Origin of the sequence: Rhizobium sp. RU33A, from assembly GCF_900156055.1 — a bacterium.
Classification (GTDB): domain Bacteria; phylum Pseudomonadota; class Alphaproteobacteria; order Rhizobiales; family Rhizobiaceae; genus Allorhizobium.
Genome location: NZ_FTMQ01000002.1, coordinates 35,032 through 55,094 on the forward strand (window position 1 = coordinate 35,032; position 20,063 = coordinate 55,094).

At 62.3% G+C, this 20,063-nt stretch carries 19 protein-coding genes; 5 read left to right on the forward strand and 14 right to left on the reverse strand.

The annotated features are described in order from the left end of the window. Nucleotides 1-25: 25 nt before the first annotated feature. Entirely contained in the window at nt 26-1,174 is a 1,149-nt protein-coding gene (locus tag BW978_RS06160; RefSeq protein ID WP_076393327.1) for a CaiB/BaiF CoA transferase family protein, read from the reverse strand. Then, nucleotides 1,171-1,947, reverse strand: a complete 777-nt coding sequence (locus BW978_RS06165; RefSeq protein ID WP_076393329.1) for a citryl-CoA lyase — start codon at nt 1,945-1,947, stop codon at nt 1,171-1,173. Before BW978_RS06165 ends, BW978_RS06160 begins: the two co-directional genes overlap by 4 nt. 110 nt (nt 1,948-2,057) lie before the next feature. On the opposite strand from BW978_RS06165, the gene BW978_RS06170 reads away from it, so the two are divergent. The 3 genes from BW978_RS06170 to BW978_RS06180 all read left to right on the forward strand — a co-directional run bounded on the left by BW978_RS06170 (nt 2,058) and on the right by BW978_RS06180 (nt 5,282). Continuing rightward, the gene (locus BW978_RS06170; RefSeq protein ID WP_076393331.1) at nt 2,058-2,915 is read left to right on the forward strand and encodes a dioxygenase family protein; all 858 of its coding nucleotides are present in this window, start codon (nt 2,058-2,060) and stop codon (nt 2,913-2,915) included. Between the two features lie 21 nt (nt 2,916-2,936). Further along, entirely contained in the window at nt 2,937-3,740 is an 804-nt protein-coding gene (locus BW978_RS06175) for an IclR family transcriptional regulator domain-containing protein (protein ID WP_076393333.1), read from the forward strand. Nucleotides 3,741-3,824: 84 nt separating this feature from the next. Next, a complete protein-coding gene (locus tag BW978_RS06180) occupies nt 3,825-5,282 on the forward strand; it encodes an amidohydrolase family protein (RefSeq protein WP_076393335.1) in 1,458 nt (485 codons plus the stop codon). 124 nt (nt 5,283-5,406) lie between these two features. Here the strand turns inward: BW978_RS06180 and BW978_RS06185 are convergent, their stop codons facing one another. The 9 genes from BW978_RS06185 to BW978_RS06225 all read right to left on the reverse strand — a co-directional run bounded on the left by BW978_RS06185 (nt 5,407) and on the right by BW978_RS06225 (nt 14,794). Continuing rightward, the gene (locus tag BW978_RS06185; RefSeq protein ID WP_076393337.1) at nt 5,407-6,294 is read right to left on the reverse strand and encodes an intradiol ring-cleavage dioxygenase; all 888 of its coding nucleotides are present in this window, start codon (nt 6,292-6,294) and stop codon (nt 5,407-5,409) included. Nucleotides 6,295-6,303: 9 nt separating this feature from the next. Continuing rightward, complete coding sequence (locus BW978_RS06190) at nt 6,304-8,058, reverse strand: FAD-dependent oxidoreductase (RefSeq protein ID WP_076393339.1); 1,755 nt, start codon at nt 8,056-8,058, stop codon at nt 6,304-6,306. Further along, entirely contained in the window at nt 8,051-9,166 is a 1,116-nt protein-coding gene (locus BW978_RS06195; protein WP_244551907.1) for a branched-chain amino acid ABC transporter permease, read from the reverse strand. Before BW978_RS06195 ends, BW978_RS06190 begins: the two co-directional genes overlap by 8 nt. A gap of 7 nt (nt 9,167-9,173) precedes the next feature. Next, nucleotides 9,174-10,037 carry a branched-chain amino acid ABC transporter permease gene (locus tag BW978_RS06200; RefSeq protein WP_076393341.1) on the reverse strand — a complete coding sequence of 288 codons (864 nt, stop codon included), beginning with the start codon at nt 10,035-10,037 and terminating at the stop codon, nt 9,174-9,176. Beyond that, complete coding sequence (locus BW978_RS06205) at nt 10,024-10,743, reverse strand: ABC transporter ATP-binding protein (RefSeq protein ID WP_076393343.1); 720 nt, start codon at nt 10,741-10,743, stop codon at nt 10,024-10,026. Before BW978_RS06205 ends, BW978_RS06200 begins: the two co-directional genes overlap by 14 nt. Before the next feature lie 3 nt (nt 10,744-10,746). Further along, complete coding sequence (locus BW978_RS06210; RefSeq protein ID WP_076393345.1) at nt 10,747-11,466, reverse strand: ABC transporter ATP-binding protein; 720 nt, start codon at nt 11,464-11,466, stop codon at nt 10,747-10,749. A gap of 70 nt (nt 11,467-11,536) precedes the next feature. Continuing rightward, a complete protein-coding gene (locus BW978_RS06215) occupies nt 11,537-12,817 on the reverse strand; it encodes an ABC transporter substrate-binding protein (RefSeq protein WP_076393347.1) in 1,281 nt (426 codons plus the stop codon). Between the two features lie 61 nt (nt 12,818-12,878). Further along, nucleotides 12,879-13,934: a maleylacetate reductase gene (locus tag BW978_RS06220; RefSeq protein ID WP_076393348.1), complete on the reverse strand. Its 1,056-nt coding sequence runs from the start codon at nt 13,932-13,934 to the stop codon at nt 12,879-12,881. Then, nucleotides 13,931-14,794, reverse strand: a complete 864-nt coding sequence (locus tag BW978_RS06225; RefSeq protein ID WP_076393349.1) for a dioxygenase family protein — start codon at nt 14,792-14,794, stop codon at nt 13,931-13,933. The genes BW978_RS06220 and BW978_RS06225 overlap by 4 nt, the downstream gene beginning before the upstream one ends. Nucleotides 14,795-14,892: 98 nt before the next feature. Between BW978_RS06225 and BW978_RS06230 the strand changes: the two genes are divergently transcribed. Then, a complete protein-coding gene (locus BW978_RS06230; RefSeq protein ID WP_076393350.1) occupies nt 14,893-15,843 on the forward strand; it encodes a LysR family transcriptional regulator in 951 nt (316 codons plus the stop codon). A 37-nt stretch (nt 15,844-15,880) separates the two neighbouring features. Here the strand turns inward: BW978_RS06230 and BW978_RS06235 are convergent, their stop codons facing one another. From BW978_RS06235 to BW978_RS06245, 3 genes are read right to left on the reverse strand one after another with little or no spacing between them, the layout of a single operon-like run. Next, nucleotides 15,881-17,155 (reverse strand): ABC transporter substrate-binding protein, encoded by a 1,275-nt coding sequence (locus BW978_RS06235; RefSeq protein ID WP_076393351.1) that lies wholly within the window; start codon nt 17,153-17,155, stop codon nt 15,881-15,883. Nucleotides 17,156-17,185: 30 nt separating this feature from the next. After that, nucleotides 17,186-17,848: an alpha/beta hydrolase gene (locus tag BW978_RS06240; protein ID WP_076393352.1), complete on the reverse strand. Its 663-nt coding sequence runs from the start codon at nt 17,846-17,848 to the stop codon at nt 17,186-17,188. 13 nt (nt 17,849-17,861) lie between these two features. After that, the gene (locus BW978_RS06245) at nt 17,862-18,818 is read right to left on the reverse strand and encodes a VOC family protein (RefSeq protein WP_076393353.1); all 957 of its coding nucleotides are present in this window, start codon (nt 18,816-18,818) and stop codon (nt 17,862-17,864) included. A 186-nt stretch (nt 18,819-19,004) separates the two neighbouring features. On the opposite strand from BW978_RS06245, the gene BW978_RS06250 reads away from it, so the two are divergent. After that, entirely contained in the window at nt 19,005-19,982 is a 978-nt protein-coding gene (locus BW978_RS06250) for a LysR family transcriptional regulator (RefSeq protein WP_076393354.1), read from the forward strand. Nucleotides 19,983-20,063 lie beyond the last annotated feature (81 nt).

Sequence of the window (20,063 nt, forward strand, 5' to 3'; positions counted from 1 at the left end):
CCCAACCCCAACGCTCCGACAGGTCTCACCGAGCCCGGTGTGACGCCTTCATGACCTCGGCTCTGATTTCCGCCCCATGCTCGTCCAGTCGCGGGGGAGGCGAGACGGCAAATTCCGGCTCGCCGTCAAAGCTGTAAGGCGGCCGGACAGTCGTGAAGTCTCCCATCTCGGCGTTAGGAACGGTGACGGCAATTTGCAGATGCCGTGCCTGTGGGTCGTCGAGCGCCTCGTCGCTATCGTAGGCCGGCGCATAGGGCACTTCGTTCGTTTCCAGCAAACCGCACCATTCGTCACGCGGCTTGCTGCGAAATACCGGAGCGAGAATGTCGATCAGATCATCCTGATGCCGGATACGATCCAGCCGCTCGCGGAAGCGGGGATCGTCTGCCAGATGGCGCTGCTGGGTCGCATCGAGCAAACCTTCCCAGAACTTCTTTGGCGAGGAGAGATGGAACGCGATCCATTTCCGGTCGGCGCATTCGAAGGTGTAGGACTGGCTGACCACCGGTCGCGACAAGGGCCCCATGACCTCTCCGGCGCTGTAGTAATGGGTGAAGCTGTCGAGATTGAAGTGGCTCATGGCCTCCAGCATCGAGATGTCCAGTCTGCGGCCTTTGCCGGTCTTTCCGCGCTCGATCAGTGCTGCGAGAATGCCGGTTGCCGCATAGTGTCCCGTCACCGCATCGGCCAGAGCCGGGCCGATGACACGGGGGCGGTCAGGTGGTGTCACGAGGCGCAGAAAGCCGCTGGCCGCCTGTGCCACAGTGTCGTAGGCCGGTCTGTCGCGCGCCGGCCCCGAAGTTCCGAAGCCTGAAATCGCGCAGTAGACCAGCCTCGGATTGAGTGCTCTCAGGTCGGTTTCGCCCGCGCCGAGCTTCTCGGCGACGCCCGGCCGGAAGTTCTGAATAAACACGTCTGCCGAAGAAATCAGGGCGTGAAAGACCTCGAGATCCTCGGGGTTTCGTGTGTCGAGGGCGATGGACCGCTTGTTGCGGTTGTAGGTCTGGAAATGCGGCGAGTAGAGCCCGCCCTTGAAGGCCCGGAACGGATCGCCCTCTTCGGGGCGCTCGACCTTGATGACGTCGGCACCGAGGTCTGCCAGTTGCATCGCTGCGGCAGGCCCCGTGATGTAGGTCCCCATCTCGATGACCCGAATGGATTGAAGCGGCTTCATTCGGATGTCTCTCCGTCATACGAAATGGCTAAATCCGCGTGGTGGGACAGGATGAAGCCTATCGGGCGTTCGCTTTCCTCATAGAGATGGGCGGCAAGGCCGGCGGCGCGGGCGATCAGGGGGACCGCCTTGAGAGCCGCGATCGGCCACCCCGCATCGAGCATCACGGCGGGGATGGCGCCTGAGACATTGATCGGCAACGGCCGGTTCATGATGCCGGGCGCGAGGTTACCCAGCAGTCGCAAGGTAGCGATGTGCTGCCCGGAGATCTGCAGTTCGTCGGCTACGGCCAGCAGACGGTCTGCGCGGGGATCTCCGCCTGCGTGCTGGGGGTGACCAAGCCCCGGAACTTTCCGCCGCTCTTTCAGGAAAGCATCAAGAGAGTTTCGGACCGCCGCCTCGTTTCCGCCAGCGGCGACCAGTTCAGCGAGATATCGTCCCGCGACCTCCGATGAGCCGGCAACGACGGTGCCCATGCCAAGAAGACCTGCGGCCATGGCGCCCTGCCAGGCCTCCGGGGCTGCGGCAAGCGTCATGCGGGCCGCCTGTACCGATGGAACCAGTCCATGCTCGGCAATTGCGACCAGGCAGGCGTTGAGGGCCTTGGTCTGTCGCTTGTCCGGTCGTTTGCCGCAGACCAGCAGCCAGAAATAATCGGTGAAATCGATCTTGCCGATCAGGTCATCACACAGGTCATGGCCTCTGACCGTGATGGATGTCGCATCCGACGTGGCGATCGCGGTGAAAGCGTGGTCCTGCTTGCCGATTCTCATTCAGAGTTCCTTTTCGCATAGCGAAAATAAATTCACTTGCCGAATAATAGAGCCTGTTCTAGCTTTGCGTCAACCCGGCGGGAGACGGGTCAGTCGAGTGGAGGATGTCGATGGCTCAGATCAATCAGTTCACGATCACCGAGGCGGTGAAGGAAAGTTTCCAGACCGAGGAGGGCAGTCGGTTCAAGTTCCTGCTGGAGACGTTCATCGATCACCTCCACGATTATACGCGTGAAGTGAACATGACCCATGACGAGTGGATGGGCATGCTGATGTTCCTCTATGATTGCGGGAAGATCTCCACCCCGGAACGGCACGAGTTCATTCTGCTGTCCGACGTCGTGGGCCTGTCCGCCCTGGTCGACATGATCAACACCCGCGGTGGGGCGACGGAAGGATCCAATCTCGGCCCATTCTACCTCGATGATGCACCGGAACTCGAATTGGGCGGCGATCTCGCCCGGGGGCGTGACGGCACAACGCTGCTGGTGCATGGCATCGTGCGTGACTCTCTTGGCAATCCGCTTCCGGGCGCGATCGTCGATACCTGGCAGGCGGATGGCAGCGGCACCTATCCGATCCAGGAGCATGGGCAGGACAAATACGACTTGCGTGGCAAGATCACTGCGGACGGCGAAGGCCGCTACTACTACACCACGGTCCTGCCGAAGCCCTATACCGTGCCTTATGACGGTCCGGTCGGACGGCTGCTTCGTGCCGGCAACCGGCATGCCTGGCGGGCAGCGCATCTGCACTTCATCATACGTGCCGAAAAAATGCGGGCGATCACGACGGAACTGTTCTTCGAGAATACGGAATACATCGACAATGATGCGGTTTTCGGAGTGCGAAAATCGTTGATCGCCAAACTGGAACCTGTCAAGAAATCCGAGGAATTCCCGTTTGCCCTCGAGAAGCGTCCGGACGCGAAGTGCAGGTTCGATTTCGTGCTTGCGCCCGAGGGCTGAACTTTGCTGGACAGGGTGGACATGGTTGAGGATCCGAAGCGATCGGCGGAGTTCGTTGAAGCGCTGGCAAAGGGGATCGCCGTCATCGAATGTTTCGATGCAGCGCATCCCGACATGACCCTGAGCGAGATCGCGCGGCGCGTCGGTCTTTCACCGGCTGCTGCCCGCCGAAGTCTGATCACGCTGTCGGCGCTCGGTTACGTCGGCTCGGTCGGAAAGCGGTTTTTCCTGAAGCCAAAGGTTATGACGCTCGGCTCCGGCTTCTACTTTGCCGCCCGCATCGATGAGATCCTGTTGCCGGAACTTAGGCAGATCGTCGAAACCCATGGTGACGCGGCCTCCATCGCCATGCTCGATGGGCACGACGTCATCTATATCGCGCACCATTCCACCCAGCGCGCGAGAAGGGCGACGGCCGTGGTCGGCGCGCGCTATCCCGCTCACGCAACCTCGCTGGGGCGCGTTTTGTTGGCGGGCCTGCCGAAGACCGAGCGCGAGCGCTACTTCGCGAGGGTGGAGCCGAAGGCGCTCACTTCACGCACCGTCACTGACAAGAATGCCCTGCGTGCGCTGATCGACGAAGCCGGGGAGCGCGGATATGCGACGACTGTCGATCAGCTCGACTACGGTATCACGGCTCTCGCGGTGCCGATCCGCAATGCAGAAGGCAGGGTCACGGCAGCGGTCAATTCCTCCGGCTATTCGGGGCTTGTCAGCCCGGAACAGATGGTGACGGATCGGCTGGGTGATCTTCGGGTTGCTGCCGGCCGGATCAGCGCGGCTGCGGCCCGAACGCCAGCGCTATCGGCAGCACTGAACGGATAAGGGAGCCGAAGGGCCTGCGCAGACTTTGCGCGCCCCAATTAAGACGCGAACTAAATTTCGTATTGCGAAAAATGGGAGGTGGGCATGTGTAAATTCTGCGACGTAAGACTGAGATCCCCTGCAGATTCCGGCGGTGGATCCGTTCCGCAGCTTGGTCGCTCCAGCGCGACGCAGCCGCTGCCGGCTGGGCTGGGCCAGCCCGCTCGCAAGACCTTGATCAAGGGCGGCGCCGTCCTGTCCATGGATCCGTCCGTCGGCAATTACACCATCGGCGATGTGTTGATCGAGGGGGAGAAGATCCTCGCCGTCGGCCCCCACCTGGACTCTGCGGATGCGGCGGTCATCGATGCCAGCGGCATGATCGTCATGCCGGGTTTCATCGACACCCATCACCATCAGTTCGAGACCGCTCTGCGCAGTCTCTTGTCCGATGCCATTCTGGTGAATGACGGGCGTCCGGAAAGCACCGCCAATTATTATGAGTGGATGCTGCAGAAGTTTTCGGTCCTCTATCGCCCGGAGGATGTCTACATCTCCGAACTCTTCGGCGGCATTTCCCAGATCGATGCCGGTGTGACGACCGTGATGGACGTGAGCCAGATCCATCACTCGCCGGAGCATTCGGATTCCGCGATAGCTGCCCTCAGGGATGCCGGCCGCCGCGCCGTCTTCGGCTATTTCGAAGGCTGGGGCGATCTTGCCAAGTATCCGGGCGACGCTCGCCGGATCAGGGCCGAACATTTCTCCAGCGATGATCAATTGCTGACAATGGTGATGGGCGGGGAGATCTACCTGCCTTTCCATGAAGAGGCGTGGGCGACGGGTCGCGAGCTCGGTCTGCCGATCGCGCTCCATGTTGTCGGAACCTTCGGCATGCAGCCGACCTTCGACGGCCTGGCCATGGCCGGCAAGTTCGGCCCGGACAATATCTTCATCCATATGACCGGCATGAGCGACATGGCCTGGCAGCGGGCAGCAGATGCTGGCGCGCATATTTCGCTCTCCGTGCCGATCGAGATGCAGATGCGTCACGGTGAACCGCCGCTTCAGAAAGCACTCGACCTCGGTCTGCAGCCATCGCTTTCCACCGACGTCGAATGCACGATGACCGCAGACATGTTCACGCAGATGCGCTCGACGATCACCCTCCAGCGGATGATCGCCAACGAGAAGGCGCTGCGCGGCGACGACTATCCCAAGCTGCTCTCGGCCATGGACGTGATCCGGTTCGCGACCATCGAAGGCGCGCGGGGCCTGAAGCTGGAGCACAAGACGGGAAGCCTCACGCCCGGCAAGGATGCCGATATCATTCTGCTCGATGCAACCGCGCTCAATGTGGCGCCCTTGAACCATGTGCCGGGTGCCGTAGTCACGCTGATGGAGCGCAGCAATGTCTCGACGGTTTTCTGTGCGGGGCAGGTCAAGAAGTGGCAGGGAAGCCTGATCGGCCACGATATCGCGAAGCTGCGGCGGGAGCTGGAGGCGAGCCGCGACTATCTGTTCGAGAAGGCGGGCGTGGAGCAGGATCTGTTTCGCCAGTAGCGCGAAATCTGGCGCAAAAAGAAGCTGACGGGCGCATTCCATACGGATGGGCCCGCCAGCTGTGCGGAAAAGAAGATGCGACCCGGAGCTGAGCTGCGGGTCCAAGGGCTCGATTGAGCCGCAGTCAGGCTTGGTTCTTTTGCACCAGCACGAAGTCGTGCTTCACTTCCCAGAATTCCTCGCTGAAACCGTATTCGGCGGCACGCTGCGTATCCCTGCGGCGCTCGAATTTCGCCAACAAGCTTTCCTTGACGCCGAAGACGGCATCCGAGTGGATGTATTGATCATCCGGATCGAATATGTGGGTGACTAGCGTCTCGTAGCCCTCGGCCTTGATGATGTAGTGCAGATGGGCCGGGCGGTAGGGATGACGGCCGAGCTTGCCGAGCAGCTGGCCGACCGGTCCGTCGTCGGGGATCGGATAGAATTTCGGCTTTACCGCACGGAACCAGTAATGCCCGTCCGGCCCGGTGCGGAAGACACCGCGCAGGTTGAAATCGGGCTGGATGCCCTTCTGCTGCACATCGTAGAAGCCCTCGTCATTTGCCTGCCAGACATCGATCACGGCATTGGCAATCGGCTTGCCCTCGGTGTCGAGGATGCTGCCCTCGATCACCATGTCCTCGCCCTTCGAATCGAGGCAGATGTTCGCACCCATCGGCAGTTCCGGCGCGTCCGCCACATGGAAGGGGCCGAGCACCGTGCTTTCCGAGGCGCCCGAGGGTTTGCGGTTGTTGACCGCATCGACCAGCATCGAGACACCGAGCACGTCTGACAAGAGGATGTATTCCTGCCGCCATTCGTTGCACATCTGGCCGGTGCGGGTGAGGAAGAGGATCGCCTCCATCCACTCGTCCTGGGTCGGCTCCAGTTCCTTGACCGCCTCATGCAGCTTGCGGGTGATGACCTCCATGACCTGTCTCAGCCGCTCGTCCTTGGCATTGGCGTTGCGGCCGGTCACGACCTCCACAGAGGTCTCCTCAGTGAAGTAGCCCTTTTCATGCGCTTCCATGATTGCTCCTCACCGGTCCAGAATGGTTTTCAGGACGCGCCGCAGCTCGCCTTCGGGGTCTTTGACGGCTGCTCCCGCGCGCCAGGCGACGTGGTGGTCCGGGCGGACAAGAAGCACGCCGGAATCGCGGATTTCGCGGGCGCGAGCCCAATCGCCGGAAAAGTCCTGCCAGGTCTGGCGAGGACCGATCTTGTGGACCGTGATCGGGAGGCCGAATTCCTTGGACAGGGACTTTGCGGCCGCCACCCATCCATCGCCGCCGATACCGGTCAGAACGGTGAAGACGCCATGGCCAGTCAGGTCGAGACTCGAGACCTTTTCGCCTTCCGGGCCGAACAGCCAGACATGCGGCAGGCGTGCGCCGGGCCAGCTTGTGGGCTGGTGATGCAGCTCGGCATCCTTCTCGAAGGCCGGTTCCGGCTGGTCATCGGTGACGATGGCGCCCGACTTGTAGCGCTGGTTCATCTCCACGCCATGGGCGTCGAATTCATAGACCTTGTGGGCAATCGCTTGGCGGATCGCCTCTCGCTGCTTTTCAGCATCCGCCGTGTTGTCGCAGCGGGCGTCCATGTTTTCCTGCATCTTCACAGGGTCGACGGAGTCGAGCATGCCGAGCGCCTTGAAGATCGGACCGAATTCCTCAATCGACTTGTTGGCGCGCGTGACGATCTGCTTGGCGACCGGCGCGCGCTCGGCCTGATAGCTGTCTAGCAGGCCCATGCCGGCCTGGCCGCGGATGACGGCGGCGAGCTTCCAGGCGAGGTTGAAGGCATCCTGGATGGAGGTGTTGGAGCCAAGACCGTTCGACGGCGGATGGCGATGTGTGGCGTCGCCCATGCAGAAGACGCGGCCGTTCGACATTGATGTCGCGTACATGTTGTTGACGGTCCAGGTGGAGACCGACTTGATCTTTGGCTGCAGGTCCTGAACGCCGACGAGATCGCGCACGACCTTGGTGGCGAAGGCATCGTCAACTGCCGGTGCCGGCTGGTTGATGTCGTAGCCCCAGACGATCAGCCACTCGTTCCATGGGCGGACCATGCGGACGAGGCCCATGCCGATGCCGCCGACGTCGGCACCCGGCTGCAGCACCCAGTAGAGCACAGAGGGGCGGTGGGCGACGTAGCGCGAGAGATCGCACTCGAAGAGGATGTTCATCGAGCCGGCAACGCCCATCTTGCCCTCGAAGGAGAGGCCTGCATGCTCGGCAACTTTGGAGTTGCCGCCGTCGGCGCCGACCAGGAACTTCGACCGGATAGTGATGTCCTTGCCCGTCAGCCTGTCGCGGCAGGTCGTGGTGACGCCGTCTGCATCCTGCACGTGGCTCACATATTCCGTCGACATGCGTGACTGCGCACCGCGCGAACAGGCGGTCTTGAAGAGCAGCGGCTCCATATAGGTCTGCGGCAGGTCGTTCATCCGGCCGGGCGAGGACAGGAGATGTTCGGCGCGCGAAAGCGGATGGTTACCCCAGCTCTGCATGCGGCCAATCTCTTCGCCGGCGACCGCAGTGCAGAACACATTCTGCCCCATCAGGTCCTGCTCGGTCGCGAACATATAGGCCTCGTCCTCCACGTCGCGGCCGAGATCGCGCAGAACCTCCATCGTGCGCTGGTTGGTGATGTGCGCGCGCGGCGTGTTGGCGAGCCAGCGGTAGCGGTTGATGACCATGGGCTCGAGGCCGTAGCTTGCAAGCAATGCGGCCGTTGCCGAGCCGGCCGGCCCGGTGCCGATGATCAGGACGTCGGTTGTGATGTCAGCCATGTGGCCCTCCCTTTGTCGTTTGTTCAAGCGATCCACCCCTCAAGGTGCGGCGGACCGGAAAGAGTTCGATGCCGGTACGGTCGGTGATCAGGCCCCAGATCCCGCGCGGCGCAAAAAGCATGGTGACGATGGCGAGTGCGCCAAGCAGCAGCAGGTACCAGGACCCGTAGCTTGAGAGCGCATTCTGCATCAGGAAGAAGATGAGCACGCCGAGGATCGGGCCCTCGATGGTGCCGATACCGCCGATCACGACGATAAAGATCACATAGGCCGTCCAGTCGGTGAGCGAGAAGGCGGCGTCTGGTGAGATGCGGGCCTTCTGCAAATAGATGAGTGCTCCGACGACGCCGGTGATGAAGGCGGTGGAGAGGTAGATCACGAGCTTCAGCTTCTGGGCGTCCACCCCAAGTGCCCGGGCGGCCGTCTCGTTGTCGCGCACGGCGGCAAGGCCGAGCCCCTGCTTGGAGCGCAGCAGGCGGTAGACGAACCAGATGGTCAAAACGAGGACGACCAGCGCCAGCCAGAAGGCAATGGCGTCAGCGGCAGCGGCGGTCCGCATGCCGAACCAATCTTCGAGGTACGAAACGCCGAACATTTCGCGCGTCGCGTCGCGCGGAAGTGAGGTGCCTGTGCCGCCGCCGAGCGCCTTCCACTGGGCAAAGACCAGGCGGCCGACCTCGGCAATGACCCAGGTGCCGATGGCGAAATAGGGGCCATAGAGGCGGAAGGCGAAGAAGGCTGTCGGGATTGAGACGAGGACGGCGAAGAGGCCGGCAAGCGGGATGGCCAGGATCGGATCGACACCGAGAAGGATGACGAAGCCGAAGAGGGCATAGGCGCCGCAGCCGACGAAAAGTTGCTGGCCGACGGAGATCAGCCCCGCATAACCCGCCAGCAGGTTCCAGCTCTGGGCGAGCGCCAGCATGGTGAGGATGAAGAACAGGTCCTGCACCACGCCGCGCGAGACGACGAAGGGGGCTGCCGCGAGCAGCAGCACGAAGAGGATGGCTGCGATTGAAAACAGCGTGGAGAGGCGAGTGCGGGTTTCGACCCGCCAGGATGGCGTCTGTCGCATGACGTTCGACAGGGTTTCTCTGTTGGCGTTCATCGTCACCTCAATCGACAGCGCGGGGGAAGAGGCCCCGCGGACGGAACAGCAGGACGAGCAGGAAGGCGATATGGCCCGAGAGGATCTGCCATTCGGGATTTATGGCGGCTCCCAGCGTTTGGGCGACGCCTAAGATAATGCCGCCGGCCAGCGTGCCCCAGAGCGAGCCGAGGCCGCCGATGATGACGGCTTCGAAGGCATAGATCAGACGCGCAGGCCCGGCGGTCGGATCGAAATTGGCGCGGGTGCCGAGATAAAGCGCGGCGATCGTGACGATCACCATGGCAAGGCCTGTTGCGATGGCGAAGATCCGGTTCGGACGGATGCCCATCAGGCCGGCCGTCACCACATCGTCGGAGGTGGCGCGGAAGGCGCGGCCGAGGGCCGTCTTGTAGATCAGCTGGTTCAGGCCGACGATGACCAGGATCGCGGAGGCAAAGGTCAGGAGCGGCATCACGCCAGCATTGATGCCGCCGAGCGAAAGAGACGCCTGTTCCAGCGTGCCTGCCGGGATGCGCTGGCTGTCGGCGGTGAAGGCTTCGAGCAGTCCGTTCTGGATGACGATCGACAGGCCGAAGGTGACGAGCAGCGGCGGTAGTATGTCCTTGCCGAGCGTCCGGTTGAGCAGGTGATATTGCAAAAGGTAGCCGATCCCGAACATCAACGGGCCGGCGATCAGGGCGGCGACGAAGGGGTTGAGCCCAATCGTGGAGACCAGCAGTAGGATCAGAAAGGCTGAAAATACGATCAGGTCGCCATGGGCGAGATTGACCAGGCGCATGATGCCGAAGACGAGCGACAGGCCGGCGGCGAAGAGGGCATAGAGGCCGCCGAGCAGAATGCCCTGGAGAATGGTATCAAGCCAGTTCATGGGTTTCCGCTCCGAAATAGGCCGCGTGGATATCGGCGCGGTCGAGCTCTGCCGGGCGCCCTTCGAGCGTGACCCGGCCTTCCATCATGCAATAGACGCGGTCTGCGACCTTCAGCGCCTGGGCGATGTCCTGCTCGACGATCACGATGGCCGCACCCGTTTCCCGGATGCGCGGGAAGGCGGCGTAGATGTCCTTGATGACGACGGGGGCGAGGCCGAGGCTGAGCTCGTCGCAGAGCAGCACTTCCGGATTGGACATCAGCGCCCGGCCGATTGCGACCATCTGCTGCTGGCCGCCAGAGAGTGCCGTCGAAGGATTGCGGCGCCGCTCCTTTAGGATCGGGAAAAGTTCGTAGATCGTTTCCAGCGACCAGGGACCGTCCACCTTTCGGCCATGGCGACCGACGAGAAGATTTTCCTCGACCGTGAGCGAGGGGAACAGTCGACGACCTTCGGGAACGAGCGCGATGCCGCGGGCCATGACATCGGGTGCGGCGAGCGCGCCGATCGGCTGGCCACGATGAAGGACGGCCGCTGGCTCATTGCGCAGCACGCCTGCTATCGAGCGCATCAGCGTCGACTTGCCGGCGCCGTTTGCGCCGATGACCGCGATCGTCTCGCCCGGATTGAGGACGATGTTAACGCCGAACAGGGCCTGGAAATCGCCGTAGAAGGCGGTGAGGTTCTTCGTTTCGATGAGGCTCATCACTTAGACCTCCATGCCCAGATAGATTTCGCGCACCTCGCGCGAATTCATGATGGTCTGCGGATCGCCGTGGCCGATCATCCGCCCGAAGTTGAGGACCAGGATGTTTTCCGCCACCGCGTTCAGCGCGTGCAGCACATGCTCGATCCAGATGATCGTCATGCCGCGCTGGTGGACGCGTTTGATCGTCGCGACCAATTGCCGGCACTCGCCTTCGGTCAGACCGCCGGCGATCTCGTCGAGCAGGAGAAGCTTGGGCCTGGTGGCGAGCGCCCGGGCCAGTTCCAGGCGCTTGCGCTCGAGCAGCGTCAGGCTGCCCGCCGGGCGGTTGGCCTTGGCGATGAGGCCGGTTTCGACGAGGATTTCGGCGCAGAAATCGGAGACCTCGGCTTCGCTGCTTTCGCTTCCGAAGGCGCCGGCGACTAGCAGGTTCTCGTATACGGTCAGCCGCTCGAAGGGCTGAGGGATCTGGAAGGTGCGGCCCATGCCTGCAAAGCAGCGCTGCATCGGCGGGACATTGGTCACGTCTCGACCATCGAAATGAACAGTACCTTTGGCGACGGAGAGGTTGCCGGTGATCAGGTTGAACAGCGTCGACTTGCCGGCGCCATTCGGTCCGATGACGCCAAGCGCCTCGCCTGCTTCGACGGAAAAGCCGATGTTTTCGGCGACCACGAGGGCCCCGAATGACATCGACACACCATTCAATTCCAGGATCGGCATGGACACTCCTCCGTCAGGCTTACGGCACCCCGACAAGGACGGGACACCGTAGCCACATGCTTCACAGGGTTCAGCTCAGCGCTTCCATTTTGCCGCCCAACGGGATGCTCGGGGCCTGACCGTTTTCGACGACAACGAGGTCATAACCACCACCGGATTTCAGCCGCCATTGGCCGCCGACGAGCGGGGTCTTGGCGATGTTTTTCTGGGCGAAGGGCGGCAGGTTGGCGTTGTTCCAGGCGATGGGGCCGACCAGCGTGTCGAGCTTGGTCTCGCCGATCGCCTTGGCCACGGCATCGCCATCCGTCACGTCTTCCGCGCGCTTCATCACGTCGACGGCGAGCTCGAAGAGCGCATGGGCAAAGCCGATCGGCTGTGTCCACGGACGGCCCGTCGCCGTGGTAAAGGCGGCGGCCACATCGGCAGCGGTCTCGCCGGTCAAGGACGACTTGAACGGATGCGATGGCGTCCACCAAACTTCGGTCGAGAGGTTGTGGCCGGCATCACCAAGGGCTTCCACCGTCTGTGGGAAAAGCAGTGCCTTGCCGATCGAAGCGATCTTCGGCTTCAGGCCCTGCTGCTTGGCCTGGTTCCAGAAGGTGGTGAGGTCAGGCGGGATCATCACGCCGGTCAGGATCTCGGTCTCTGCCTGCTTGAAGGCATTGATCTGGGCGGAGAAATCATCCGTCAGGTTCTGATAGCGGCCGGTGTCGGTCAGGCCATAGCCGAGCTTTTCGAGGACTGGCGGGAAGCCGACGACCTTGTCACCCCAGGCATTGCCGTCGCCGTCGTTGGGGAAGAGGCCAGCCACCTTCTTGTTGGTTTCGATCTGGCCCCACATACCGGTGAAGACGGCAATGATGTCCTCCAGGCCCCAGAAGAAGTGGTAGGCGTAGTTGAACGGCTTCCAGCTGGCGGGGTCGCCGGGATTGCCCTGCTGGCCGATGAACCACGGCTGCCAGGGGGCAACCGTCGACAGGCAGGGGATCTGCTCGGCTTCGCAGGTCGTCGAGACCGGATTGGTGGTTTCCGGCGTCGAGGAGACAAGCATCAGGTTGATCTCGTCGTCGACGATCAGCTCCTTGGCGACTTCAGCTGCACGGTTCGGGTTGGACTGGCTGTCCTTGACGATCACCTCGTAGTTCAGGCCCATCTTCTTCGTCGTGGCGAGGAAGCTGTCGATGACGAATTTGTCGGCCTCACCAAAGCCCGCGAGCGGTCCGGTCTGCGGGCTGACATACCCGAGCTTGACCGCCGCTGACTGCGCAATCGCTGGCGCCGCAAGGCCCGACGTTGCCAGCACGGCGCCGCCGGCTGCCGTGGTCTGCAGGAATTTGCGTCTCGTGAACATATTTCCTCCCATCATCGTCTCTCCTCCCAAAGAGTGCGCCAAGCGCGAGATGTCGTCTCGGTCAGTCGGGCCTGACGCCCTCCCAGGCTTTTTGCAGAAGTGTGCGAATCGACGTGCGGTCGATCGGGCGCGGGTTCCAGTAGGGGTTTTCGACCGCGATATCGGCGGCGCGGTCGAGATCGGCTTCAACAAGCCCGAAATCCTTGAGCGATAACGGCGCGCCGATCGACTTGGCAAAGTCCCAGAGACCGCCCCCGATCGAGCCGCCGAAGAGTTCGGCGGCTGCCTTGAGCTCTTGTTCGGCGGCCTCGGCATTGAAAGCGGCCGTATGGGGCAGCATGACTGCATGGGTCTCGGCATGTGGCGTGTCGAAAGAGCCGCCCAGCGTGTGGCAGATCTTATGGTGCAGCGCCATGCCGACGGTGCCGAGCACCGTGCCGCAGAGCCAGGCGCCGTACAGCGCTTCCGCCCGCGCATCGGTGTCTTCGGTGCTCTTCACCAGAACCGGAAGGCTATCCCTGAAGGCGCGTAATCCGTCGAGTGCCATTAGCGTCGAGACCGGGTTGCGATCCTGGGCGTAGAGGCCCTCGACGGCATGGGCCATGGCGTTCAGGCCACTTGTGACGCTCATGCCGACGGGAAGGCCAAGGGTAAGATCCGGATCATAGATGACGACTTCCGGCAGGATGCTCGCGTTCCGGACCGTCGTCTTGCGACCGCCTTCGGTCTGGCCGAGGATCGGTGTGACTTCGGAGCCCGCATAGGTGGTGGGGATGACGACCTGCGGAAGATCGGTGCGATAGGCAATCGCCTTGCCGAGACCGGTGGTCGAGCCACCGCCGAGCGAGACGACGCAGTCGGCTTCGGTATCCTTGACAACTTTCAGGGCTGTCTCCGTCACCTCGACAGGCGTGTGCATGACGGCACCAGCGAAGACGCCGACAGAGAAGGCGCCAAGCCTATCGGAGAGAGCTTCGGCATCAGCCCTTTGATGCGGCGTTGCGAGCACAAGGGCGCGCCTGCAGCCGAGTGCCTCCACCGATGCCCCAACATCCGCGCTACGACCGGAGCCAAAAACGATACGGGCCGGGCTCCCGGTATAGGTAAAGTTCTTCATTTGCTCTTCCCCGGTCGCGCGCGGATCATGACGAACTTTACGCTGACCTTTGTGCCTGAACGACCATCGGTTTCGAAGGGTCGAATGAGTTCCGGACGCACGCCGAACAAGGCGTCTTCCCCGAGCCGTGGATCGCCTTCGTCATAGATATGCGTGGTAATCGTCTCGAAGCCCGGAGCGCGCAGGACGAAATGCAGATGTGCCGGGCGATGCAAAGGATAACCTGCCTGGGCAAGTAGCCGCCCAACCGGACCATCTCCGGGTACGCCATAACCTGCGGGCCTGACTGTACGGTAGTGAAAGCGTCCGTCCTGATCGGCGCGGAACAGGCCTCTCAGGTTGAATTCCGGTTGCAGGTCAGGCTGCTGGTTTTCGTAGTAACCCTCGGCATTGGCCTGCCAAGTGATGATCTCGGCGGCCGGGATCGGCAGGCCATCGAGATCTTCGACGCGGCCTTCGACTTTAAGCGGCTCACCGATGCCATCGAGGGAAATCGAGCTGCCGAGCGCGCGCTCAGGCGTGTCGGTCCGGAAGAACGGGCCGCGGATCGTATTCGGCGTGGCGCCAGCGGGGCGGCGGGAATTGATCTCTTCCACAAGCGCCGAAGCGCCGACGAGATCCGAAAACAGCACCCATTCCTGACGGCGTTCGTCCGAGGCATGGCCCACTTCGGTCAGGAAGTCGAGAACCCTGCGCCATTGCTCCGGTGTCGGGCGGAATTCCTTGACGAGATCGTGGACATGACAGACCACGGCAGAGAGCAGGCGCGCGGTAGCGTCATCGGTCGTGCCGAAGCGGCTCGTGAAAGCCTCGGCAGAGGTCGCTTCATTGAAGGTGATGAGGTCTGCGGCCCGCGACATGCATCTCCTCCCAAATCCGCATTGCTGGTCGAGAGGAAACTAGCAGGGCTCGCATGCAGGATTGATGATTTGTTTGGGACGCAATATAACAATCCGTTATGAAGTTCGACGAGCGACACCTGATCCAGCTGGCTGCCGTGGTGAAGACGGGCGGCGTCACCGAAGGCGCAGCCCTGCTGGGGCTCGCGCAGCCGGCTGTGTCGCGCACTTTGTCGATGCTGGAGAAGAGGATCGGCGAACCGCTCTTCATCCGGGGACGGCGCCCGTTGCAGCCGACCCCACTCGGGATTGCGCTTGCCGAACATGGCCTTGCGATGCTCGCGGCCTCCCGCAAGGCCTCCGACCTGATGGAGAGCTTTCGCGTCGGCAAAAGCGGCGTCGTCCGGGTGGGCGGCAGTCCGTTCTTTATAGATTCCCTGATTGCCGGCATGTGTGCGGAGTTTCAGGCGACGCATCCAGATGTGCGGATCGACCAGTCCTATGGCTATTTCCCGGATCTTCGCGCGGCGCTGAAGGCGGATCAGATCGATCTTGCCATCTGCCCCATCGACATTCTCGACGAAGGCTCGGGGCTCGCTTTCCAGCAGATCCTGCCTGGCCGCAATGTCATTGCCTGCCGGGTCACGCATCCGCTGCTCCTGAAACGCCGCCTGCAGCCGGCCCATCTTCTCGATTATGCCTGGGTGGCGCCGCCGCCGGGCAGCCCGCTGCTGGCAGACCTTCGAGCCCTGCTGCTCTCATTCGGCGCGACCGAGATCCGCATCCGTTATTCCGGCGGGTCGCTGGCGAGCGTCGTCAACTATCTGAAAGCGGCAGATGCGCTGACTGTCATGCCGCACAGCGTTGTCTTTGCTCAGCGCAAGGAAAAGACGATCACGGCCCTGCCGATCAACATTCCGCATCCCGAGCGTGCGCTGGCGATCCTCAGAAGAGTGGATGCGCCCCGCTCTCCCGCGGTCGAGCAGTTTTCGGCCTTCATCCGCTCCGGTTTCGACAATCTGAAACATCTGATCAAGCGGCACGAAGAGGCGGTTGTCTGGGGCAGTTGAGGGGCCCGACTTGGCGGGCCCCTGTGTGTTGGACCCGTCAGGCGAGCGCTTCCATCTTGCCGGCGGTCGGAATGTTCGGTGCCGTCTTGTTGTCGACGATGACGAGATCGAAGGTGCCATCGTCCTTGCGACGCCATTGACCGCCGACCAGCGGCGTCTTGGTGACGTTCTTCGCTGCAAATGGCGGCACGCCCTGGCCGTTCCACTCGACGCGGCCGACGATCGTGTCGACCTTGGAGGAAGCGATTGCCGCTGCCACGGCTTCGGCATCCGTCACGTCGTCCACGCGTCCCATGACATTGGTCGCCATCTCGAACAACGAGTGGATGAAGCCGATCGGCTGCGTCCATGGGCGGCCGGTCTTGGCGGTGAAGTCGGCGGCGAGTTCGCCGGCACTTTGCCCCGTCAGCGACGACTTGAACGGGTGCTGCGCCGACCACCAGACTTCCGACGATAGATTGTGGCCGGCTGGGCCCAGCGTCTCGACCGATTGCGGGAAGAGGATCGCCTTCGCGACGGTGACAGCCTTCGGATTGAAGCCCTGCTGCTTGGCCTGGTTCCAGAAGGTGGTGAAGTCGGGCGGAATGACGACGCCGGTGATGATGTCACATTGTCCGTCCTTGAAGGCGTTGACCTGGGCCGTGAAGTCGTCGCTCAGGTTCTGATAACGGCCTGGATCGAGCAGGTCGAAGCCGGCCTGCGCGAGGCCCGGCTTCAGGCCGACATTCGGATCACCCCAGGCATTGCCGTCGGCATCATTGGGGAAAAGGCCGCCCACCTTTTTGTTGGTATCAAGCTGACCCCACATGTTGGTGAAGACAGCGATGACGTCTTCCAGGCCCCAGAAATAATGGTAAGCGAAGTCGAACGGTTTCCAGCTTGCCGGGTCGCCGGGATTGCCCTGCTGACCGATGAACCAGGGCTGCCAGGGCGCCTTGGTGGAGATGCAAGGGATGCCCTCGGCTTCGCAGGTCGTGGCCACCGGATTGGTGTTTTCCGGCGTCGAGGCGACCAGCATCATGTTGATCTCGTCCGAGAGGATGAGTTCCTTCGCCACGTCCGCTGCCCGGTTCGGGTTTGACTGGCTGTCCTTGACGATGATCTCGAAGTTCTTGCCCGCCTCGGTCGCGAGGAAGGAAGCGATGTTGTAGGCGTCACTCTCGCCGAAGCTTGCCAGCGGTCCGGTCTGCGGGCTGACATAGCCAAGCTTGATCTTGGCACCTTGGGCGATCGCCGGTGCGGCGAGGCACCCGAAACCATAGGCGAGACCGGTAGCAGCCCCCGCCTTCAGCAGTTTTCTGCGCGTAATCATGCTGTCCTCCTCCCAGTTGTGTCTGTGAAACTACGCCGCGACGCGGCGAAATGGCCGGCTTCCCTCCGCAAGGTCCTGCAGGATCGCGTCCACCGCTGCGACTTCCATCTCAGACGCCTGGTGTGCGCGTCCTGGAAAGAGCTCGCATCGCAGCCTCGCCCGCGCCCTCCCAAGCGCTTCCGAGGCTTCCGCAAAAGCCGAGACCGGGATCCAGGGATCCTGATCGGAGCCGGTAAGATAGACGGGCATGCCGTCGAGATCGCATGCGGGACGCTGGTCAGCCGCCTGACCCACACGGCAGCCGGTTAGATTGACCATGGCCCCGTTCCACGGACCGAAGGCCATGGCATATTCGAGCGACAGGCAGGCGCCCTGGCTGAAGCCGCCGATGAGAAGCGGTTTGTCCGCGCCGCCCGCCTGTCGCAGGCCCCCCACTAGCCCGTCGATATAGTCGAGTGAGGCCGTCAACTCGGTGCGTGTCGGGTCTGTCAGCGCATCGGTGGCGCGTGCCGCATACCAGGAATTGCCCGTCGCGCGCGGCAGACAGAAAGACACGCCGCGCACCGATAGTTTCCCGACGATCTGCTCGATCATGTCCTCGGGCGATTGGGTTCGCCCGTGAACGAAGATGCAGAGTACCTCGGCCTCCGCGGGGGCAACTCCTGCGGATAGCGGCTCGCCATGAATGGCCATGATCGCCTCCAGATCAGAAGTTGGCGGGTTCGAGACCGGCGATCAGCTCTTCGCGGCGATCCTCGAACCAAGGCGGGAAGACCAGCGTCGAGCCGATGGCGTCGGCCGGCTCGTCCTTCGCCCAGCCGCCTTCGACCGACCAGGCGATTTCGAAGAGCGCGCCGCCCGGCGAGCGGACGTAGCAGGATTTGAAGTAGTTGCGATCCTTCTGGTCGGAGACGTCGGTGAAGCCGAGGCCTTCGATATGCGCCTTGAGCTTCAGCTGGTTCTCCTCGTTGACCGTGTTGAGCGCCAGGTGATGGATGGTGCCACCCGATAGCGTCCAGGTGCCCTGCGGCCCGGTCGGCTGGTGGAGCACCTCGACCATGCTCGTTGGACCACCATTGTTCGGCACCGAGAACATCAGGCCCTCGTCGCTGTCGGCTTCCTTCTTCATGCCCATGCCAATCGTCAGGAAGTCGTCCATCGAGGTGCGGTCGAAGACGGCGATGGCTGCGCCATAAATGCCGCGGATGCCCTGTGCCTCGCCAATGCCCTGGGCCTCGTTGGTGATCGGCGGACGGGTGTCCGCCGGGCTCTCGACCAGTTCATGGTCGATGCCGCAGGGATGGGCGAGCGCCACGCGGGTGATGCCGAAGCGGCTGGTCTTGGCGGCAGGGATGCCGCGCTCGTTCAGCCTGTCGACCCAGAAATCGGCCGAACCGACGGGGATCGACAGCTGGATGATCTTCGACTGGTTCGTGCCGCGTTTGCCGAAGATGCCGGGCTTCTTGAAGGGGAAGGTGGTGACGATGGTCGAGGGGTCGCCGCTCTTGGCACCGTAGTAAAGGTGGTAGACCGGGATCGTGCCATCGAAAAGCACGGTGCGCTTGATCGAATGCAGGCCAAGTGTCTTTGTATAAAAGTCATAGTCCTCCTGAGCGCCGTCGGTGCTCAGCGTGAGGTGATGATAACCCGAGATGAACGACATGTTTCTTCTCCTCCAGAAACTGCAAATATACGGATCGCGCCGATCCCCGACACACAGGCCCTCCAGCGGCTTGACTTGCCGCACCCGTCTTCTTGTGTCGGAGCGGATCTACTCCAATAGTCAGACTATAGAGGGCGCAAGGCCGTCTGTTGATAAAATTGCTTATGCTCGATATAGCGGATTGCTATGAAGATCGATGAGCGCCATCTCGTCCAGCTTGCTGCTGTCGCCGAAACCGGTGGCGTGACGGAGGGGGCTGCCATGCTCGGCATGACCCAGCCTGCGGTATCGCGGACACTGTCCATGCTGGAGCGCCGGGTGGGTGAACCACTCTTCACGCCCGGCAAGCGCCCGCTGCAGCTGACACCGCTCGGCCAGCAGCTGGCCATCCAGGGTCGCTCGATCCTGGCCGCATCGCGCAAGGCGGTGGAGATCGTCCGCAGTTTCCAGTCGGGCACCACCGGGCGCATCAAGGTGGGCGGTGTGCCTTTCTTCATGGATGCCGTCATTTCCCAGATGATCGCGAGTTTCCAGTTGCGCGAGCGTGACATCATGGTCGAGCAGTCCTACGGCAACCTGCCAGATCTGCTGACCGAGCTCGATTCCAGCCAGATCGACGTTGCCATCACGCCGATCGGCAGCACGGACCTGAAGAACGACTTCGAGTTTCAGCCGATCCTGCCGGGGCGCAACGTCCTGACCTGCGCTGTCGGCCATCCGCTTTTGCGCAAACGGCGGCTCAGCATCGAAGACATCATGACCTATCCGTGGGTGGCGCCGCTACCGGGCTCTCCCTTGGTGCTCGACCTGCACAACATCCTGATTACTCTCGGGATCAGCGAGCTGCAGGTTCGCTATTCCGGCGGATCGCTTCTCTCCGTTGTCAATTACATTGCCTCGACCGATGCGCTGGCGATCCTGCCGCATTCGGTGGTGTTCTCCTTCAAGGGCGAGAACAAGATCTCCATCGTGCCCGTCGATATCCCGCAGCCGGAGCGGACCCTTGGCATCATCACCAAGCGCAAGACCTATCCGAACCCGGCCTGTCGCAAGTTTCAGGAACATATCGTCCGGGAATTCACCGACCTGAAGAAGGTGATCGAGCGCCACGAGAGATCGATTGTCTGGGGTGAGGGACCCTTCCTTCCGGAACGGGATCGCTGAGATGTGCCCGATCCGGACTTTTGAGACGAAATCTAAAAAATGATCCGGACGCTGTAACGAAACGCATCCTGTACCGTCTAA